Source organism: Cytobacillus horneckiae (genome assembly GCF_002835735.1).
GTDB classification, from domain to species: Bacteria; Bacillota; Bacilli; order Bacillales; family Cytobacillaceae; genus Cytobacillus; species Cytobacillus horneckiae.
Window position 1 is genome coordinate 1 of the sequence record NZ_PISD01000090.1, and the last position, 19338, is coordinate 19338.

At 37.5% G+C, this 19338-nt stretch carries 16 protein-coding genes; 8 read left to right on the plus strand and 8 right to left on the minus strand.

All coding sequences use genetic code 11. The features are described 5' to 3' along the window. Window positions 1-126: 126 nt before the first annotated feature. The 8 genes from noc to rpmH form a co-directional block, all read right to left on the minus strand. Window positions 127-1008, minus strand: coding sequence for a nucleoid occlusion protein (gene noc / locus CWS20_RS26955; protein WP_066188573.1), 882 nt, complete (start codon window positions 1006-1008; stop codon window positions 127-129). A gap of 122 nt (window positions 1009-1130) precedes the next feature. Continuing rightward, the gene (gene rsmG, locus CWS20_RS26960) at window positions 1131-1847 is read right to left on the minus strand and encodes a 16S rRNA (guanine(527)-N(7))-methyltransferase RsmG (protein WP_066188570.1); all 717 of its coding nucleotides are present in this window, start codon (window positions 1845-1847) and stop codon (window positions 1131-1133) included. Between the two features lie 32 nt (window positions 1848-1879). Then, complete coding sequence (gene mnmG / locus CWS20_RS26965) at window positions 1880-3769, minus strand: tRNA uridine-5-carboxymethylaminomethyl(34) synthesis enzyme MnmG (protein ID WP_066188568.1); 1890 nt, start codon at window positions 3767-3769, stop codon at window positions 1880-1882. 163 nt (window positions 3770-3932) lie between these two features. Then, on the minus strand, window positions 3933-5318 hold the full coding sequence (mnmE, locus tag CWS20_RS26970; protein ID WP_066188565.1) for a tRNA uridine-5-carboxymethylaminomethyl(34) synthesis GTPase MnmE: 1386 nt from the start codon (window positions 5316-5318) through the stop codon (window positions 3933-3935). Window positions 5319-5749: 431 nt separating this feature from the next. After that, window positions 5750-6373 carry an RNA-binding cell elongation regulator Jag/EloR gene (gene jag / locus CWS20_RS26975; protein WP_066188562.1) on the minus strand — a complete coding sequence of 208 codons (624 nt, stop codon included), beginning with the start codon at window positions 6371-6373 and terminating at the stop codon, window positions 5750-5752. Beyond that, window positions 6370-7164, minus strand: a complete 795-nt coding sequence (spoIIIJ, locus tag CWS20_RS26980; RefSeq protein WP_066188560.1) for a YidC family membrane integrase SpoIIIJ — start codon at window positions 7162-7164, stop codon at window positions 6370-6372. Before spoIIIJ ends, jag begins: the two co-directional genes overlap by 4 nt. 190 nt (window positions 7165-7354) lie before the next feature. Beyond that, entirely contained in the window at window positions 7355-7741 is a 387-nt protein-coding gene (rnpA, locus tag CWS20_RS26985) for a ribonuclease P protein component (protein WP_066188557.1), read from the minus strand. Window positions 7742-7863: 122 nt separating this feature from the next. Beyond that, window positions 7864-7998 carry a 50S ribosomal protein L34 gene (rpmH, locus tag CWS20_RS26990; RefSeq protein ID WP_066188554.1) on the minus strand — a complete coding sequence of 45 codons (135 nt, stop codon included), beginning with the start codon at window positions 7996-7998 and terminating at the stop codon, window positions 7864-7866. Window positions 7999-8718: 720 nt separating this feature from the next. Between rpmH and dnaA the strand changes: the two genes are divergently transcribed. The 8 genes from dnaA to CWS20_RS27030 all read left to right on the plus strand — a co-directional run bounded on the left by dnaA (window position 8719) and on the right by CWS20_RS27030 (window position 19160). Then, window positions 8719-10065 carry a chromosomal replication initiator protein DnaA gene (dnaA, locus tag CWS20_RS26995; RefSeq protein ID WP_241504273.1) on the plus strand — a complete coding sequence of 449 codons (1347 nt, stop codon included), beginning with the start codon at window positions 8719-8721 and terminating at the stop codon, window positions 10063-10065. Between the two features lie 177 nt (window positions 10066-10242). Next, on the plus strand, window positions 10243-11379 hold the full coding sequence (gene dnaN, locus CWS20_RS27000) for a DNA polymerase III subunit beta (RefSeq protein ID WP_066188545.1): 1137 nt from the start codon (window positions 10243-10245) through the stop codon (window positions 11377-11379). 215 nt (window positions 11380-11594) lie between these two features. Then, window positions 11595-11807 carry a S4 domain-containing protein YaaA gene (yaaA, locus tag CWS20_RS27005; protein ID WP_066188542.1) on the plus strand — a complete coding sequence of 71 codons (213 nt, stop codon included), beginning with the start codon at window positions 11595-11597 and terminating at the stop codon, window positions 11805-11807. A 14-nt stretch (window positions 11808-11821) separates the two neighbouring features. Next, window positions 11822-12940, plus strand: a complete 1119-nt coding sequence (gene recF, locus CWS20_RS27010; protein ID WP_066188539.1) for a DNA replication/repair protein RecF — start codon at window positions 11822-11824, stop codon at window positions 12938-12940. A 9-nt stretch (window positions 12941-12949) separates the two neighbouring features. Further along, window positions 12950-13198, plus strand: coding sequence for an extracellular matrix regulator RemB (gene remB, locus CWS20_RS27015; RefSeq protein WP_066188536.1), 249 nt, complete (start codon window positions 12950-12952; stop codon window positions 13196-13198). Between the two features lie 260 nt (window positions 13199-13458). Then, on the plus strand, window positions 13459-15366 hold the full coding sequence (gene gyrB, locus CWS20_RS27020) for a DNA topoisomerase (ATP-hydrolyzing) subunit B (RefSeq protein WP_162299521.1): 1908 nt from the start codon (window positions 13459-13461) through the stop codon (window positions 15364-15366). Window positions 15367-15478: 112 nt separating this feature from the next. After that, the gene (gene gyrA, locus CWS20_RS27025) at window positions 15479-17998 is read left to right on the plus strand and encodes a DNA gyrase subunit A (protein WP_066188533.1); all 2520 of its coding nucleotides are present in this window, start codon (window positions 15479-15481) and stop codon (window positions 17996-17998) included. 82 nt (window positions 17999-18080) lie between these two features. Further along, window positions 18081-19160 carry an HD-GYP domain-containing protein gene (locus tag CWS20_RS27030; RefSeq protein ID WP_066188531.1) on the plus strand — a complete coding sequence of 360 codons (1080 nt, stop codon included), beginning with the start codon at window positions 18081-18083 and terminating at the stop codon, window positions 19158-19160. The last annotated feature ends 178 nt before the right edge of the window (window positions 19161-19338 follow it).

Genomic DNA, 19338 nt, shown 5'->3' on the forward strand with positions numbered 1-19338 from the left:
TAAAAGTTTGCCCTTTCTTTGTCATAGAAAAAATCCCCTCCAAGTAGCATTCTTTCCTTCATGGTAACATGAAGGTTTTTTTGAATGTCTACTTAAAGGGGACATTAACAACAGCCAGCTTTTTTATTATTTTTTCTTTGGTATTTTGATTGTTATTTGATAAAATTCATCAAATTCTTCTTCTTCCGAATCAAGATTAATCCCGCTGTCAGATACCATCGATAATGATTGGCGAATCGTATTAACGGCAATCCGCATATCTTTGCTGAATGCCTTCCTTTTCGGCTTTGGCTTTGCTTGATTATTTTCTAACAGTTTGACTACACGTTCCTCAGTTTGCTTTACATTTAAATGTTTTTCAATGATTTCCTGCAGAAGCGCCACTTGTTTTTCCGGGTTTTTAAGAGGAATCAAGGATCGTGCATGACGCTCTGTAATATCTTTTCTCAGCAATGCATCCTGCACTTCTTGCGGCAATTTTAATAGCCTAAGCTTATTAGCAACAGTCGATTGGCCTTTTCCTAATCGCTGGGCAAGCGCCTCTTGTGTAAGATTATGTAGCTCTAGAAGCTTTCCGTAAGCAACTGCTTCTTCAATTGGTGATAGCTCCTCACGCTGTAAATTCTCTATTAAAGCGATAGAGGCTGTTTCTGTATCACTCATATTTTTTACAATAGCCGGAACCTCATCCCAGCCTAATTTATTCATCGCCCGCCAGCGTCGTTCACCAGCAATGATTTCAAATTGACCATCTTCAAATTCTCGCACGACAATAGGCTGGATAATCCCGTGTATATGAATTGTCCGCGAGAGTTCTTCTATTTTTTCATCGTCAAATATTGTCCTAGGCTGAAAACGATTAGGAACAATATGATCTATCGGGATTTTCTTTATTTCTTCATGCGCTGCTAATTCTTCCACTTCATCTACTTGCTCTTTTGATTTTTCAATCTCATCCTGTTCTTCCTTTTCGCCTAGGCCAAAAAAGCGTGAGAAAGAATGCTTCATCACCCTGCACCACCTTTACGAAACTCCCTATAACTTATTCTCTATAAAAATGACAAATCCTGCGTACCCTTGTCAACATATTTGTAACAATATGAACAAAGACAAACTTTGACACCAAAATGTTACTCTATTGGAGATTTATTTGGTGTACCAGGCTTTCTAGGATATTTTTTAGGGGTCGGTTTTTCCTTTTCAATAATTAAAATATTTCGTTCACTTTCCTCTTCAGGTAAAGTAAAAGTATGTGAATGCTTTAGTTTTCCACCCATTACGGACACAGCCTTCTTGCCTGCATGTAATTCTTCTTCCGCACTGCTGCCTTTCATTGCTACAAATGTTCCTCCTACTTTGACAAGCGGCAGACATAATTCACTTAAAACAGAAAGGCGCGCAACAGCTCTGGCAGTAACAACATCATATGTTTCACGATGTGCCTTATTTTGCCCGAACGTTTCGGCTCTGTCATGGATAAATTGAACATGATCTAGCTTCAAGGCTTCAGCCAAGTGAGTTAAAAACCCTATTCGTTTATTCAATGAATCCACTATGGTTACATGCAAATTCGGGAAAGCGATTTTTAACGGTATACTCGGAAAGCCAGCTCCTGCTCCGACATCACATATTTTCAATGGTTTTGAAAAGTCATAATGGAAGGCTGCTGAAATGGAATCGTAAAAATGCTTCAAATAAACTTCATTTTTCTCGGTAATTGCCGTTAAATTCATTTTTTCATTCCACTCAACAAGCGTAGAATAGTATGTTTCGTATGCTTGGATTTGCTCAGGCGAAAGGCTAATCCCTTTCGCCGCAAGCAATTGGACAAATTGTTCAGTATCCATGCTTCAAATCCTTTCTATAATCAACAAACAGATCATTCATTGGCTACTTTCGCAATTCTGCCTTGCTCAAGATAAACAAGCAGAATGGATATATCAGCTGGGTTTACACCTGAAATACGTGAAGCTTGCGCCAATGATAGCGGTCTTACAGACTTTAATTTTTGTCTCGCTTCTGAAGCGAGTCCGTTAATATCAGCATAATCGATATTGTCAGGAATTTTTTTGCTTTCCATTTTTCTTAAGCGTTCTACCTGCTGCAACGATTTTTCAATATAGCCTTCATACTTCACTTGAATTTCTACCTGCTCTGTTACATCACTATCGAGCTCTTGTCCTGCAGGGGCAAGCTGTGCAATATGGCTATAATTCATTTCTGGCCGTTTTAATAAATCAGCAGCGCGAATGCCATCTTTCAGCTCGCTTCCTCCCATTGATTGAATTAAGCTTTGCACTTCAGCATTTGGTTTTAATATCAGTTGCTGCAGTCTTGCTTTTTCCTCTTCAATCGCTTGTTTTTTCTGTAAAAATCTTTGATAACGTTCTTCACTGATCATGCCTACTTGATAGCCTAATTCTGTTAATCGAAGGTCCGCATTATCATGGCGAAGCAATAAACGGTATTCAGCTCGTGAAGTTAATAGACGGTAAGGTTCACTTGTGCCTTTTGTTACAAGGTCATCAATTAATACCCCCATATAAGCATCTGAACGACTGAGGATGACTTCTTCTTTGCCTAAAGCGTTTAAACCGGCATTCATCCCTGCCATCAAACCTTGGCCAGCCGCTTCTTCATAACCAGATGTCCCATTGATTTGGCCAGCTGTATAAAGGTTCTTCACTTTTTTTGTTTCCAGCGTTGGCCATAATTGCGTAGGTACAATCGCATCATATTCAATGGCATATCCTGCACGCATCATCTTCACATTTTCAAGTCCAGGAATCGTTCTTAAGATTTCCTGTTGAACATCTTCAGGCAAGCTTGTGGAAAGACCTTGAACATATACTTCTTGTGTGTTTCGGCCTTCAGGCTCCAAGAAGATTTGGTGACGTGGCTTATCATTAAAGCGAACAACCTTATCTTCAATGGATGGGCAATAGCGAGGTCCAGTCCCTTTAATCATACCTGAATACATTGGTGAGCGATGCAGGTTTTGATCGATAATTGTATGCGTTTTTTCGTTCGTATAAGTTAACCAGCACGGCAATTGATCTGTAATAAACTTTGTCGTCTCATATGAGAAGGCCCTTGGTACATCGTCACCAGGCTGTATTTCTGTTTTACTGTAATCAATTGTATGGCTATTCACTCGCGGCGGTGTTCCTGTTTTAAATCGAACTAAATCAAACCCAAGCTCTTCTAGATGCTCTGAAAGCTTAATGGAAGGCTGCTGGTTATTCGGTCCGCTCGAATATTTTAATTCTCCAAGAATAATTTCTCCACGCAGGAAGGTTCCCGTTGTAATGACCACTGTTTTAGCATGATAGACTGCACCTGTTTGAGTAATCACACCTGTACAAATATCATCCTCTACAATTAGTCGCTCAACCATCCCTTGAATCAATGTAAGGTTTGGCTCATTTTCAAGCGTCTTTTTCATTTCGTGCTGATAAGTAAATTTATCAGCCTGAGCTCTTAACGCACGCACTGCTGGGCCTTTACCTGTATTCAGCATACGCATTTGAATATGAGTTTTATCAATATTTTTACCCATTTCTCCGCCAAGCGCATCAATTTCCCTTACAACAATCCCTTTAGCAGGACCGCCTACTGAAGGGTTACATGGCATAAAAGCAACCATATCAAGGTTAATTGTAACCATTAGTGTTTTTGCTCCTACTCTGGCAGATGCAAGGCCTGCCTCAACGCCCGCATGGCCTGCACCAATGACAATTACATCATAATTACCAGCTTCATATGACATCTTACTAACCTCCCTTGTTCTATCATTCTATATTTAAAATCAGATTAATTGATTTAATTAGTATCTTTTATTATTTAGCTCCAAGGCTATTTCGCTTTCTCTGTCTAGCTCTGGCGACTAGGAGCTCGAGGTGTCGCTCCTGAGCAAGCCGCCTCCGCTTTTCTTATTTCCCTAAACAGAATTGAGAGAATAGCTGATTGATTAGGCTGTCTTGGACGCTTTCACCAATAATTTCCCCTAGAAGCTCCCATGTTCTTGTTAGGTCGATTTGAACAATATCGATTGGCGTACCCATCTCGACTCCATGAATACTGTCCTCAATCGTAGTTAATGCCTGATTCAATAGGGCGATATGTCTTGTGTTTGATACATATGTCATATCACCTGCTTCAATAGAGCCAGCAAAAAATAGCGAGGCAATGGCTTCTTCTAGTTCGTCAATCCCTTGATCCTCAAGTAATGAAGTGGTGACAAGCTTATGATTTTCCGCTAGAGCGCGTACCTTCTCCATGTCAATTGCTTGATCTAAATCCGTCTTATTGACAATGACAATTACATCCATTCCTTCGACTGCCTTGAATAGATTAATATCCTCATCAGTCAATTCATCTCCATAATTGACGACGAGCAAGATTAAGTCAGCATCCTTCAATACTTGTCTGGATCGTTCCACACCGATTCGTTCAACTATATCTTCTGTTTCCCTTATTCCAGCTGTGTCAACCAATTTTAAAGGAACGCCGCGAACATTAACATATTCTTCAATTACATCTCTTGTTGTCCCCGGTATATCTGTAACAATTGCCTTATTTTCATGAACGAGACTATTTAATAATGAAGACTTGCCGACATTTGGTCTGCCGACAATGACGGTTGATAGTCCCTCACGTAAAATTTTCCCTTGCTGAGATGTTCGGAGAAGCTGCTCTATTTCTTTTTTTACAAATGTAGCTTTTTCGAGCAGGATCTTATGTGTCATTTCCTCAACATCATCGTACTCAGGGTAATCTATATTCACTTCCACATGGGCAAGCACTTCCAATATCTCTTGTCGCAGCCTTTGAATGAGTTTCGAAAGCCGGCCCTCCATTTGTCCTAGCGCCACATTCATTGCCCGGTCTGTTTTTGCGCGTATTAAATCCATTACCGCCTCGGCTTGCGATAAATCAATTCGCCCGTTCAAAAATGCTCTTTTCGTAAACTCTCCAGGTTCTGCTAATCTCGCTCCGTTCGCTAATACAAGCTGCAATACGCGATTAACAGAAACTAATCCGCCGTGACAGTTGATTTCGATAACATCCTCTTTCGTAAATGTTTTCGGACCTCTCATAACCGAAACCATTACTTCCTCTGCCACTTGTTCAGTTTTTGGATCAATCATATGTCCATAATGTATCGTATGTGATGGGACATCCATTAGACGTTTGTTCCCTACACTTTTGAATAATACATCTGCAATTTCAAATGCCTGGCTTCCGCTCAGTCTGACAATCGCAATGGCTCCTTCCCCCATCGGTGTGGAAATCGCTGCTATCGTATCTAGTTCCAAGCGGCTTCACCTCTTTTCTATAACATCATCTATAAAAATAAGATCGATTAATTTATTTCCCAAAAAAATAGAATATCACATCAAAATAATTTATAAAAGTGGCTGACCTTTTTCACATAATAAACGTAAGCTAATTTCTAAATAGTTATTAACAGTCTAGCCAAAACAATGAACTTCCAAAAAAATATCCACAATTACCCGAGTATAATAAGCTCTATTTTAACTTATCCACATGTGAATAACAATAAAACGTAACAATTATTCATATTTACTTCATAAACTTGGAGGGCTTCGGAGGTTACGAATAGATGCATACAACGCAGTTTAGGAACGCTTTCGATACAATTGTGTTTTTAAAATAATGAAGAAATTGGCATTTGCTAATCCAACTAAAAAAACCCGATCACCTATTTTAAGTGATCGGGCTTTAATTATTTCTTCACGGGTGATATAACAATGTGGCGATGAGGATCATTACCGTCAGAAAAAGTTTCGATTTTTCGATTATTGACCAGAGCAGTATGAATAATCTTTCTTTCATACGACGGCATCGGCTCTAAGGCAACATTTTTTCCTGTTCTGATCGCCTGATCAGCCAACCGTTCTGCCAGTTGAAAAAGTGTGTCAACTCTACGTTGCCGATAATTCTCAGCATCCAGCATTACATTAATGTATTGATCTGAATATCGATTGATGACGAGCTGGGTTAAATACTGTAAAGAATTTAAAGTTTGTCCTCTTTTTCCAATTAACAAGGCAATCTTTTCACCTGATAAAATAAATTGAACATTTTTACCGTCTTTCACAGTTTCGATTTCAACCGGCGCGCCCATTTTATCGCTGACTTGTAATAAAAACTTCTCCGCTTCTTCAATAGGATTAATTTTTATTACTGCTTTAATCACTGCAGGTCTGGATCCAAAAATGCCTAGAATCCCTCTTTTTCCTTCATCAACAATGGTAATTTCTGTACGTTCCTCTGTTGTCTTTAACTGAGCTAAAGCCGAATCTACTGCTTCCCTGACGGTTTGTCCTGTAGCAGTTATTTCTTTCACTTTTTCGCTCCTCCCGCAGGTTGTGCTTCTTTCGTTTTCTTCAAATCTGGACCTTTAATGAAGTATGTTTGAACAATCATAAATAAGTTACCTACTACCCAGTATAAGGAAAGGGCTGCAGGGAAGTTGATTGCAAAAATGACGATCATAATCGGCATTAACCACAGCATCATCGTCATTTGAGTCGCCATTGTCGGATTGGCACTCATATCTTGACCGGCCATCATCATTTTTTGCTGGATAAATGTTGTGATCCCAGCAACTACCGGCAATAAATAAATTGGATCTGGAGAACCTAGGTCAAACCATAAGAAATTATGGTTGGCAATCTCTCTTGTACGAGAAATCGCATGGTAAAAACCGATTAAAATTGGCATTTGTACGAATAATGGTAAACAGCCAGCCATCGGGTTTACGCCATGCTTTTGGAACATTTCCATTGTTTCTTGCTGAAGCTTTTGCTGCGTTTTTTGATCCTTTGAGCTGTACTTTTCTCTTAACTTTTGCATTTCAGGCTGAATCGCTTGCATCGCTTTTGAACTTTTCGTTTGCTTAATCATTAATGGTAAAATAAGTAAACGTATTAAAATCGTTACAACAATAATAGATAGACCGTAGCTACCACCTAATAATTCCGCAATTTTAATAATTAACCAAGAAAGCGGATACACGATATATGAGTTCCAAAAGCCTTCACTTTCAGATGTAATTGGCTCATTAAATTCCGTACAGCCAGCAAGTAATACTGTGACAAGAATAAGGCCAATTAATAATGGTATTCGTTTCTTCAACCGTTTTTTCCTCCTTAATGCCTAGAAAATATTAATACAGTCTTCGTTTCATCCAAACTTGTCCTAATAAAGATGTCTGAACACTGAGAATTTCTTCATGCTATGTATTTTATCATCTTTTATGTATAAGTCCTATTAATAAAAGATGTTAAATTTAAAGTTGGCCAAAATGCTAGATGACAGCTATAATTCAGCTGCTTTCTGAGTCTAATCTTGGTTTATTATTTCCATATTTAGGTTTATTCAAAACCTTTGAAAGCTTTAATACATGAATCAAGCTTTTTTTAATTTCAAAGAAGTCCATATCTGCGGTTGGCTTCCTGGCAATGATTATAAAATCGTAGTTTTGCTTTAAATCCGCATCCAACTCATGGAACGCTTGACGAATATATCTTTTAATTTGATTACGCATCACTGCGTTACCGATCTTTTTACTGACTGACAACCCAATCCGAAAATGTGACTGCTCGTCCTTTTGCAAAGAATAGACGACAAACTGTCGGTTAGCAAATGACTTACCCCTTTTAAAGGCCTCTTGAAATTCTTTATTCTTTTTTACTCTAAATTCTTTCTTCATGTCATTTACACCTTCTTTAATAAAACACTTTCGAATATCATATTATTTTGAATTCAGCTCCACTAACTACACATCTCATCACTTTCCTAAAGTGGAAAAAAGACCACTGATGTTTCAGTGGCCTAAGCAGATAATACTTTTCTTCCTTTACGACGGCGGCGTGCTAGAACGTTACGTCCGGTTGCACTGCTCATACGGCTGCGGAATCCATGAACTTTACTTCTTTTACGTTTATTTGGTTGAAAAGTTCTTTTCATTATATGACACCTCCCTGAGGAATAGCTGTTAAAGACAGTCTTATTAATTATATAGATGCTACCTAAAGATTGTCAACTACTCCTCTATGATTTACAAGGAGACAATTCAATCTCATCCGAGCTTAATATATATAAATTTTGATCACTCAAAAAGTTTAACTGCTTTTCAGCCATTTGTCACCCTTTAAAAGATAACAGTTTTTGGATACGTATTTTGTGCCAAAGAAAAATAAAGTTGGGATCGTCTAAGCTCTTTTTTCCTCGCAAACGAATAAACTATTTTTTTCCTCTATCTCCACAAAAAAAGTTTGTGGATAATTTTTCGACATATTTTATTTTATCCACACCATATATAGACAGGTTTTTCACAAAAACACTACCTGTGGACAAATATTATAAACAGCTTGTTCTCCTTGTGGATAAAGCTCGAAAAAACGTTGCATGCTCTAGTAATATCTGTTATCATATTTGTGTTTTCACACTTAATAAATCATAAATCATTTCTTCATTATCCACAGATTGTGGATATCTTGTGGACAGGTTATTCAGACCCTATGTAGAACTTTGTCCACAGACAGTGGATACTGTCGAAATTCCACTTTACTTCCTTATAATATATTTTTCCACATTCACAGTTTCGTATAATTATAAAATTATAGGTTGCTTTCGTTATATAACCTGTATCATGCACACGAAACGAACGTAAAGGAGGGACAATCATTGGAGAATATCGATGATCTTTGGCAAAAAACTTTGGCCAATATCGAGAAAAAAATAAGTAAACCAAGTTTTGATACATGGCTTAAATCGACAAAAGCTCATAGCCTCCAAGGAGATACTTTAGTTATTAAAGCTCCGAACGAGTTTGCTCGCGATTGGCTTGAAGAACGTTATTCCCCTTTAATTTCTGGGATTCTAGAGGAACTGACCGGCGAAAAATTAGAAGTGAAATTTATTATTCCTCAAAACCAGAAAGAAGAGGAACTGGAAGCACTAATCCCTTCCAAAAAGAAACCGCCAGAGGAAGAGCAACCTGATATCCCATTAAATATGCTCAATACAAAAAATACTTTTGATACTTTTGTTATTGGTTCCGGGAATCGTTTTGCCCATGCTGCTTCACTTGCAGTAGCTGAAGCACCTGCAAAGGCTTATAATCCTTTGTTTATTTATGGTGGCGTTGGATTAGGAAAGACGCATCTAATGCATGCAATCGGACATTATGTATTGGATCACAACCCATCTGCAAAGGTTGTTTATTTATCATCAGAAAAGTTCACAAATGAGTTTATCAATTCAATTCGTGACAATAAAGCCATTGATTTTCGCAATAAATATCGAAAAGTTGATGTTCTATTAATAGATGATATTCAGTTCTTAGCTGGAAAAGAATCAACTCAAGAAGAATTTTTCCATACTTTTAATACATTACATGAAGAAAGTAAACAAATTGTTATCTCCAGTGATCGGCCGCCTAAGGAGATACCGACTCTTGAAGACAGGCTCCGTTCAAGATTTGGGTGGGGGTTAATTACTGATATAACTCCGCCTGATCTTGAAACAAGAATAGCCATTTTGCGAAAAAAGGCGAAAGCTGAAGGATTAGATATCCCTAATGAAGTGATGTTATATATAGCCAATCAAATTGATTCCAATATTCGCGAATTGGAAGGTGCGCTAATTCAAGTCGTTGCGTATTCTTCTTTAATAAATAAAGATATTAATGCAGATTTAGCTGCTGAAGCATTGAAAGATATCATTCCGAGCTCAAAACCAAAAGTGATTACGATCCATGAAATTCAAAGGGTTGTAGGGGAATATTTCAATGTGAAACTTGAAGATTTTACAGCGAAAAAACGGACGAAATCCGTTGCCTTTCCACGACAGATTGCCATGTATTTGTCCAGGGAACTCACAGATTTTTCCCTTCCGAAAATTGGTGAGGAATTCGGAGGGCGCGACCATACAACAGTCATTCATGCTCATGAAAAAATTTCTAAAATGCTGCAATCAGATACTCAATTTCAAAAACAGGTGAAAGAAATCCATGAATTATTGAAAGTATAATGTGAATAACTACGTTTAATTTATGCACAGTCTGTCCACATGTGGATAGGCTGTGTTTCCATTAAAAATTATGGTTATCCACATGTTAACAAGCCCTACTAGTACTTCTATATCTTTTTAAATAAAAAATATATGTATATATAAATAAAAATATGCTGAATCGGAGGATAAAATATAATGCGATTTACAATCCAACGAGATCGTTTAGTTCAAAGTGTGCAAGATGTGATGAAAGCTGTAACAAGCAGAACAACAATCCCTATTTTGACGGGAATAAAAATTGTTGCCTCAGAAGAAGGAGTCGCTTTAACTGGAAGTGACTCTGATATCTCAATTGAATCCTTTATTCCAAAAAATGAAGAAGATGAGGTCGTTGTAGACATTCATCAACCTGGTGCAATTGTTCTGCAAGCTAAATTTTTTAGTGAAATCGTTAAAAAACTTCCTACAGACTTAGTGGAAATCCATGTAGAAAATCATTTGCAAACAGTGATTCGTTCCGGAAAATCGGAATTTAATTTGAATGGCATTGACGCGGATGAATATCCACATTTGCCGCAAATCGAAGAAGAAAATGCTTTTAAAATGCCAACAGACTTGCTGAAGGCAATGGTAAGACAAACAGTATTTGCAGTGTCCACCTCAGAAACACGCCCAATCTTGACAGGTGTCAACTGGCAGGTCGAAAAAAACGCATTAACCTGTATTGCAACAGATAGTCATCGCCTAGCTTTACGAAAAGCAGTTTTGGAAACTGATTCCGATGAAACTTATAATGTCGTTATCCCAGGAAAAAGCTTAAATGAATTAAGTAAAATTCTTGATGACCAAAATGATTTAATAGATATTGTTATTACTGAAAACCAAGTATTATTCAAAGCGAAAAACTTATTATTCTTCTCAAGATTATTGGAAGGTAATTATCCTGATACATCGAGATTAATACCTTCCGAAAGCAAAACGGAAGTAGTGGTAAATACAAAGGAATTTCTTCAAGCGATTGATCGTGCATCTTTGCTGGCACGTGAAGGGAAAAATAATGTCGTTAAATTTGCAACGCTGGAAGATCAATTTATAGAGGTATCATCTAATTCTCCTGAAATAGGGAAAGTAGTCGAAGAAATCCCTAGCCAGCTAAAAGAAGGAGAAGATTTGAAGATTTCTTTTAGTGCTAAGTTTATGATGGATGCATTAAAGACATTGGAAGGTACTGAGATTAAAATCAGTTTTACAGGAGCGATGCGACCATTTATCATCAGACCGCTTAATGATGATTCCATCCTGCAATTAATCTTGCCTGTAAGAACATATTAATATTTGGATTAGTTGAATAGGAAAGCCGCAAATCAAAGTTTGCGGCTTTTTTCATTCTTTTGGTTAACCTATTGACAAGAATAGATAAATATAAGCCAAAATAGCGTTGTAAATAAATTATTTTGTGTATATGCCAATTATTTAGTAAAATAAACTATTAGATACTATAGACAATTTTGTTAAGGGACAAGTCAAATCTAAGAAAGAGTGCAAATATGAATAAAGTAAAAATTGATACGGAATATATCACATTAGGTCAATTTCTCAAAGCAGCAGACATTATTTCAACTGGAGGAATGGCTAAATGGTTTTTAAGTGAATATGATGTGTTTGTGAACGGTGAACAAGATCAGAGACGTGGTAGAAAGCTTCGAGCTGGTGATCAGATAGAGATTCCCGATCACGGAACTTATATCGTAACGGAATAAGGGATGTTACGCCTATGCATATAGAGCAATTGCGATTAAAAGACTATCGGAATTATGATGATTTAGAAATAAGCTTTGAAAATAAGGTGAATGTTATCTTGGGGCAAAATGCACAAGGTAAAACAAATGTGATGGAATCCATCTATGTTCTCGCAATGGCAAAGTCACATCGAACCTCTAATGACAAAGATCTTATTCGTTGGGACCAGGAATATGCTAAAATAGAAGGTAGAGTCCAAAAACAGCATGGCAGCTTACCGATGCAGCTAGTTATATCTAAAAAAGGGAAAAAAGCAAAGTGCAATCATATTGAACAGCAAAAATTAAGTCAATATGTAGGAAATATGAATGTTGTGATGTTCGCGCCTGAAGATCTCCACCTTGTAAAAGGGAGCCCTCAAGTTAGGCGTCGTTTTATTGATATGGAAATTGGACAAGTTTCTCCCGTTTACTTACATGACATTAATCAATACCAGAAGATTCTCCAACAGCGTAATCATTATTTAAAATTGCTGCAAACAAAAAAGCAAAATGATCAAACAATGCTTGAAATATTAACAGAGCAATTTATTGAAATGGCTGTAAAAATTGTTGCAAAGCGATTTGAGTTCATTCATCTGCTTGAAAAATGGGCAATTCCGATACATGAAGGGATCTCTAGAGGACTGGAAACATTAAAAATTATGTATAAACCCTCAGTTGAGGTATCAGAAGATCAAGATTTGTCGAAAATGATTAGTGTATATAAAGAAAAGTTTGATAAAGTGAAGGATAGGGAGATTGATCGCGGAGTCACATTGTTTGGTCCTCACAGAGATGACCTGCTGTTTCACGTAAACGAAAGAGATGTACAAACCTTTGGTTCACAAGGACAGCAAAGGACGACGGCGCTATCTGTTAAACTGGCGGAAATTGAGTTGATTCATTCAGAAATTGGAGAATATCCGATACTATTATTAGATGATGTTCTTTCAGAATTGGATGATTATCGCCAATCCCATTTACTGAACACCATACAAGGGAAGGTTCAAACCTTTGTTACGACAACCAGTGTAGATGGCATTGATCATCAAACATTGAAGGAAGCTGCCGCTTTTCAAGTAGAAGCAGGCACGCTGAAAAAGATCCAATGAGGTGAGACCTTGTACATTCATATAGGTGAAGATGTATTAATTCGAGCAAAAGATCTTGTTGCAATAATAGATAAGGAAAGTGCCAGCTCTTCTATGAATACAGAAGAGTTTTTACAACGTGAAGAGGGACTCATTATTAATTTAGCAAAAGGTCATTATAAGTCAGTTGTTATTACAACTGATCAAATATATTATTCTCCTCTTGCCTCAGCTACTTTAAAAAAACGCACAGCTAAGCTAAGTGTGCATGAATTTTAAATTCTATTGCTTAAGTTAGAAAATATGTCTAGCTCAAGCGTCTTTCCATCCTATGCTGGTCGGTGGTGAGCAAGGGCGCATGTGCTTTGCTAAGCTAGTAAGAAAGTTTAACTTAATTAATAAGTTAAAATATCGCATAAGTAAAACTAAAGCAAACGCCAGAAGGACTTGGCGAACGCCAAGTTTTTCTAAATAAGAGTTAAAAATTGTAATGCAAATGGAAAGTGTAGGTGATCGATGTGTCAATGGATCAGGAAGCAATGGAACAGCAATCCTATGATGAGAACCAGATACAGGTACTAGAAGGTCTTGAAGCAGTTAGAAAACGTCCAGGTATGTATATCGGGTCGACAAGCGCAAAAGGACTTCATCATCTTGTTTGGGAGATTGTTGATAACAGTATTGACGAAGCCTTAGCGGGCTACTGTACGGAAATCAACGTAGTCATCGAGAAGGATAATAGCATTAAAGTCATCGATAATGGGCGTGGTATTCCAGTAGGGATACAAGAGAAGATGGGGCGTCCAGCCGTAGAGGTCATTTTAACAGTTCTGCATGCCGGAGGTAAATTCGGTGGCGGAGGTTATAAGGTTTCTGGAGGTCTTCATGGTGTTGGTGCTTCTGTTGTAAATGCTCTTTCTACAGAATTAGAGGTGTATGTACATCGTGATGGTCAAATCCATTACCAGAAATATGAGCGAGGCGTTCCTGGTGAAGATTTAAAGGTAGTGGGAGAGACTGATCACACAGGTACAACGATTCATTTCAAACCCGATGGAGAAATTTTTACAGAGACTTTGGAATATGACTTTGATACGCTCGCCACGAGAATACGAGAGTTAGCATTCCTTAATCGAGGATTAAAAATCACAATTGAGGACACGCGTGAAGAAGCGAAGAAAAAAGAATTTGTTTACGAAGGCGGCATTAAGTCTTACGTAGAACATTTAAATAAATCAAAAGAAGTCCTTCATGAAGAACCAATTTTCATCGAAGGCGAACGTGATGGAATCGCAGTTGAAGTTTCCATGCAGTATAACGATAGCTATACAAGCAATATTTATTCCTTTGCAAATAATATTCATACGTATGAAGGCGGTACGCATGAATCAGGCTTCAAAACTGCCCTCACTAGAGTCATAAACGACTATGCGAGGAAAAACGGTATCTTTAAAGAAAATGATACAAATCTATCCGGAGAAGATGTGAGAGAAGGATTAACAGCTATTATTTCAATTAAGCATCCTGATCCTCAATTTGAAGGCCAAACAAAAACAAAGCTTGGGAATTCCGAAGCTCGTGCAGCAGTGGATACAAGTTTTTCTGAGGCTCTTGAGAAATTTTTATTAGAAAATCCTTCAGTTGCAAGAAAAATTGTTGATAAAGGTGTTATGGCAGCCAGAGCTCGAATGGCTGCAAAAAAAGCACGTGAATTAACAAGAAGAAAAAGTGCACTTGAAGTATCAAGCCTTCCTGGGAAACTAGCTGATTGTTCATCTAAAGATGCATCCATTTCAGAACTATATATTGTTGAGGGTGACTCAGCCGGTGGTTCAGCAAAGCAAGGAAGAGACCGTCACTTCCAGGCTATCCTTCCGCTAAGAGGGAAAATCTTGAATGTTGAGAAGGCAAGATTAGATCGAATTCTTTCAAATAATGAAGTCCGTGCAATGATCACAGCCTCCGGTACAGGTATTGGTGAAGACTTTGATATCACGAAGGCGAGATATCATAAAATTGTTATCATGACGGATGCTGACGTCGATGGAGCACATATTCGAACATTATTATTAACATTCTTCTATCGTTATATGAGACAAATTTTAGAAGCAGGTTATGTATATATTGCACAGCCGCCTCTTTATAAAGTCCAACAAGGTAAGAAGATTTCCTATGCTTATAATGATCGTCAGTTGGATGAGGTTATGAAATCACTTCCGGCTACTCCGAAACCGAATGTACAGCGTTACAAAGGTCTAGGTGAAATGAATCCTGACCAACTTTGGGAAACAACAATGAATCCTGAAACAAGAACGCTTTTGCAAGTAAGTCTTGAGGATGCCATTGAAGCGGATGAAACTTTTGAAATCTTAATGGGTGATAAAGTGGAACCACGCAGAAATTTCATAGAAGAAAATGCACAATATGTAAAGAACTTGGATATTTAAAAAAGTCAGGATAGAAAAGCTTCTATCCTGCTTTTACATAGAGTGCATTGAGTATAAGTGATAACTAACATAGGGTGAGCATACGCTGGCTCTTTACAGGGAGGTTCTTTATATGGCTGAAACGCCGAAGTCCCAAATAAAGGAAATTAATATAAGCGAGGAAATGAGGACATCATTTCTTGATTATGCAATGAGTGTTATTGTCTCGCGCGCACTACCGGATGTACGTGATGGCCTGAAGCCAGTGCATCGCCGAATTTTATATGCAATGCATGATTTAGGGATGCATTCAGATAAACCGTTTAAAAAATCAGCACGTATTGTTGGAGACGTAATCGGTAAATATCACCCACATGGTGATTCAGCTGTTTATGAAACAATGGTGCGGATGGCGCAGAATTTTAACTATCGCTATATGCTTGTAGATGGCCATGGTAATTTTGGTTCAGTAGATGGTGATTCTGCAGCTGCGATGCGTTATACAGAGGCACGTATGTCAAAAATCTCAATGGAATTATTGAGAGATATTAATAAAGATACGATTGATTATCAAGATAACTATGATGGTGAAGAAAGAGAGCCTGTCGTATTACCTGCCCGTTTCCCTAATCTTCTTGTGAACGGCACATCAGGCATCGCTGTAGGTATGGCTACAAATATTCCCCCGCATCAGCTTGGGGAAATTATTGATGGTGTGCTAGCAATTAGCAAGGATCCGGAAATTTCAATTCCTGAGCTAATGGAAATTATCCCTGGACCAGACTTCCCGACAGCAGGTTTAATTTTAGGGCGCAGCGGTATCCGCAAGGCTTATGAAACAGGCCGCGGTTCGATTACTTTGCGTGCAAAAGTGGAAATTGAACAGAAGTCCAATGGCAAGGAAGTTATTATTGTTAACGAAATTCCTTATCAAGTAAACAAAGCGAAGCTGATTGAAAAAATTGCAGAGCTCGTCCGCGATAAAAAAATTGATGGGATTACCGACCTTCGGGATGAATCTGACCGTAATGGTATGAGGATTGTCATAGAAGTAAGAAAAGACGCGAATGCGAATGTGCTTCTTAATAACCTCTATAAACATACAGCTCTACAAACGAGCTTTGGGATTAATCTTTTAGCTCTTGTGAATGGCCAGCCTAAAGTGTTAAACCTAAAACAATGTCTGGAATATTATTTAGAACATCAGCAAGTGGTTATTCGCCGTAGAACAGAATTTGAATTAAGAAAAGCAGAAGCTCGTGCTCATATTTTAGAGGGATTACGAATTGCTCTCGATCATTTGGATGAGGTTATTAGCTTAATTAGAAGTTCACAAACAACTGATATTGCCCGTGAAGGATTAATGTCCAAATTCAATCTATCTGAAAAGCAAGCACAAGCTATTCTTGATATGCGTTTACAACGTTTAACAGGATTAGAGCGTGAAAAGATTGAAGAAGAGTACGCAAATCTCGTTAAGCTTATTGCAGAATTAAAAGAAATTCTTGCTAACGAGGAAAAAGTATTAGAAATAATCCGTGAGGAACTGCTTGAGATTAAAGAACGTTTTAATGATGAGCGTCGCACTGAAATTGTTTCAGGCGGTTTAGAACATCTCGAGGATGAAGATTTGATTCCTCAAGAAAATATTGTTTTAACTCTTACACATAAGGGCTATATTAAACGTTTGCCTGTATCAACGTATCGCTCACAAAAGCGTGGAGGCAGAGGAATTCAAGGCATGGGAACGAACGAAGATGATTTCGTAGAACATCTAATTACCACTTCCACGCATGATACAGTTCTTTTCTTTACAAATAAAGGGAAAGTCTATCGTGCAAAAGGTTATGAGATTCCTGAATTTAGCCGAACAGCTAAAGGGATTCCTATTATTAACCTTTTAGGTGTGGAGAAGGATGAATGGGTAAACGCGATTATACCTGTTGAAGATTTTGTAGACGATTGGTTCTTATTCTTCACAACGAAAAAGGGTATATCCAAACGTTCACCATTGTCTTCATTTGCCCATATCCGTAATAATGGGCTCATTGCACTCGGTTTAAGAGAAGATGATGAATTAATCTCTGTTCGTCTTACTGATGGCAAAAAAGAGATTATTATTGGCACAAAAGCCGGCATGCTAATTCGTTTCCCTGAAGAAGATGTTCGATCCATGGGAAGAACAGCTACTGGAGTGAAAGGTATTTCCTTAAGTGAAGATGATGAAGTAGTCGGTATGGAAGTGCTTGAGGAGAACTCTGAAATTCTGATTGTAACTAAGAAAGGCTATGGAAAACGAACACCTGCCGAAGATTACCGTGTGCAAGGCCGCGGTGGTAAGGGAATTAAGACATGTAATGTAACAGATAAGAATGGAACGCTTGTCTCAATGAAGGCTGTAACAGGGGAAGAAGACCTGATGCTAATTACTACAGGTGGTGTCATCATTCGTATGGCGGTTAATGATATTTCAACAATGGGTCGTAATACTCAAGGTGTGAAATTGATACGTTTAGACGAAAGTTTAGATGAATTCGTATCGACGGTAGCAAAAGTTGAAAAGGATGATGAAAAGTCTGAGGAAGAGTTAACAAAACCAATAGAGAATGCTGAAGAGCTGCCTGAAGAAGAACAATTAAATGACGAAGAGTAACAAAAAGAGGGACACTATTAAAAGTGTTCCTCTTTTTTACGATATATAAGTAAAAGGGTACTGATGATGGGGTGAATAATAAATGCGTGTATTAATTAATCAGGTTCAAGAAGGGTGTATTCTAACAGAAGATGTATTAGGATTATCTAATCAGCCGATTATTAAAAAAAATACAGTCATTACTGATGAACTATTATATATTTTAAAAGTTTATTTAGTGGAGGAAGTTGAAGTTGCAGGTATGTTAGAGAATGGAGAGCCATTCAATCCTGTGCAATTGCAAAACAGTGAAGCGAAAAATGAAATTCCCCTTATAGCTTCCTACATAAGTGCAGCGGAAAATTTCAAGAAGGAATTTTCATTATGGCAAACTGGGAGCTCTATTGATATAAATAAAATTTTTTCTATCATGATTCCGTTAATAGAAGAAATCAATTTTTTTCCATCCTCAGAGATTTTCCAAATCAATCATTTATCGACAGATAAAGATTATATTTCAAAGCATGCAGTAGCAGTAGGGATGTTAAGCGCATTTATCGGGAGGAAATTAAATTATAGTAAAAGTGATATTGTACAGCTTGCAGTCGGAGGGGCATTGTGTGATGCCGGAATGGCAAAGGTAGAGCCTTCACTATTAGAAAAAGCCAGCCATTTGAATTATCACGAAAAAGAGGAGATTAAAAGACATCCAGAATATAGTCTTCAAATGGTTCAACACCTGCCTATTTTAAAAGATGAGGTAAAATCGGCAATATATGAGCATCATGAAAGATTAGATGGCAGTGGCTATCCTAAAGGAAAGTCTGGTAAACTCATTAGCTCATATGGAAAGATTTTTGCTGTTGCTGATGCATTTCATGCGATGAATTCAAATCGATCTTATCGTCGAAAATATTCTCCTTATCAAGTGCTTGAATTGATGCTGGAAGACTATTTCGGACAGTATGATCTTCTTTCAATAAAAACATTAGCAAATGGAATATTACATTATTCAATCGACAGTACAGTAAAACTATCTAATGGCCAGCTTGCTAAAATTATTTTTATCGATGAATCTGCACCTACAAGACCACTAATTAAAATGATTTCTACAGATGAAATACTATCTTTAAAAAATAATCGTCATCTATATATAGAAGAAGTAATGGATTATTATATATAAATAATATTTTTTAAAAAAGCGCTTGCAAAGTGGGCTATAGCTTGCTATAATAATTCAAGTCAGCAACGAAAGTTATTTACTTTCAAAAAGAAAGTAAAAAAAGTTGTTGACACAAGATATGATAAATGTTATATTTAAGAGGTCGCTTCCGAGCGAACGAGATTGATCTTTGAAAACT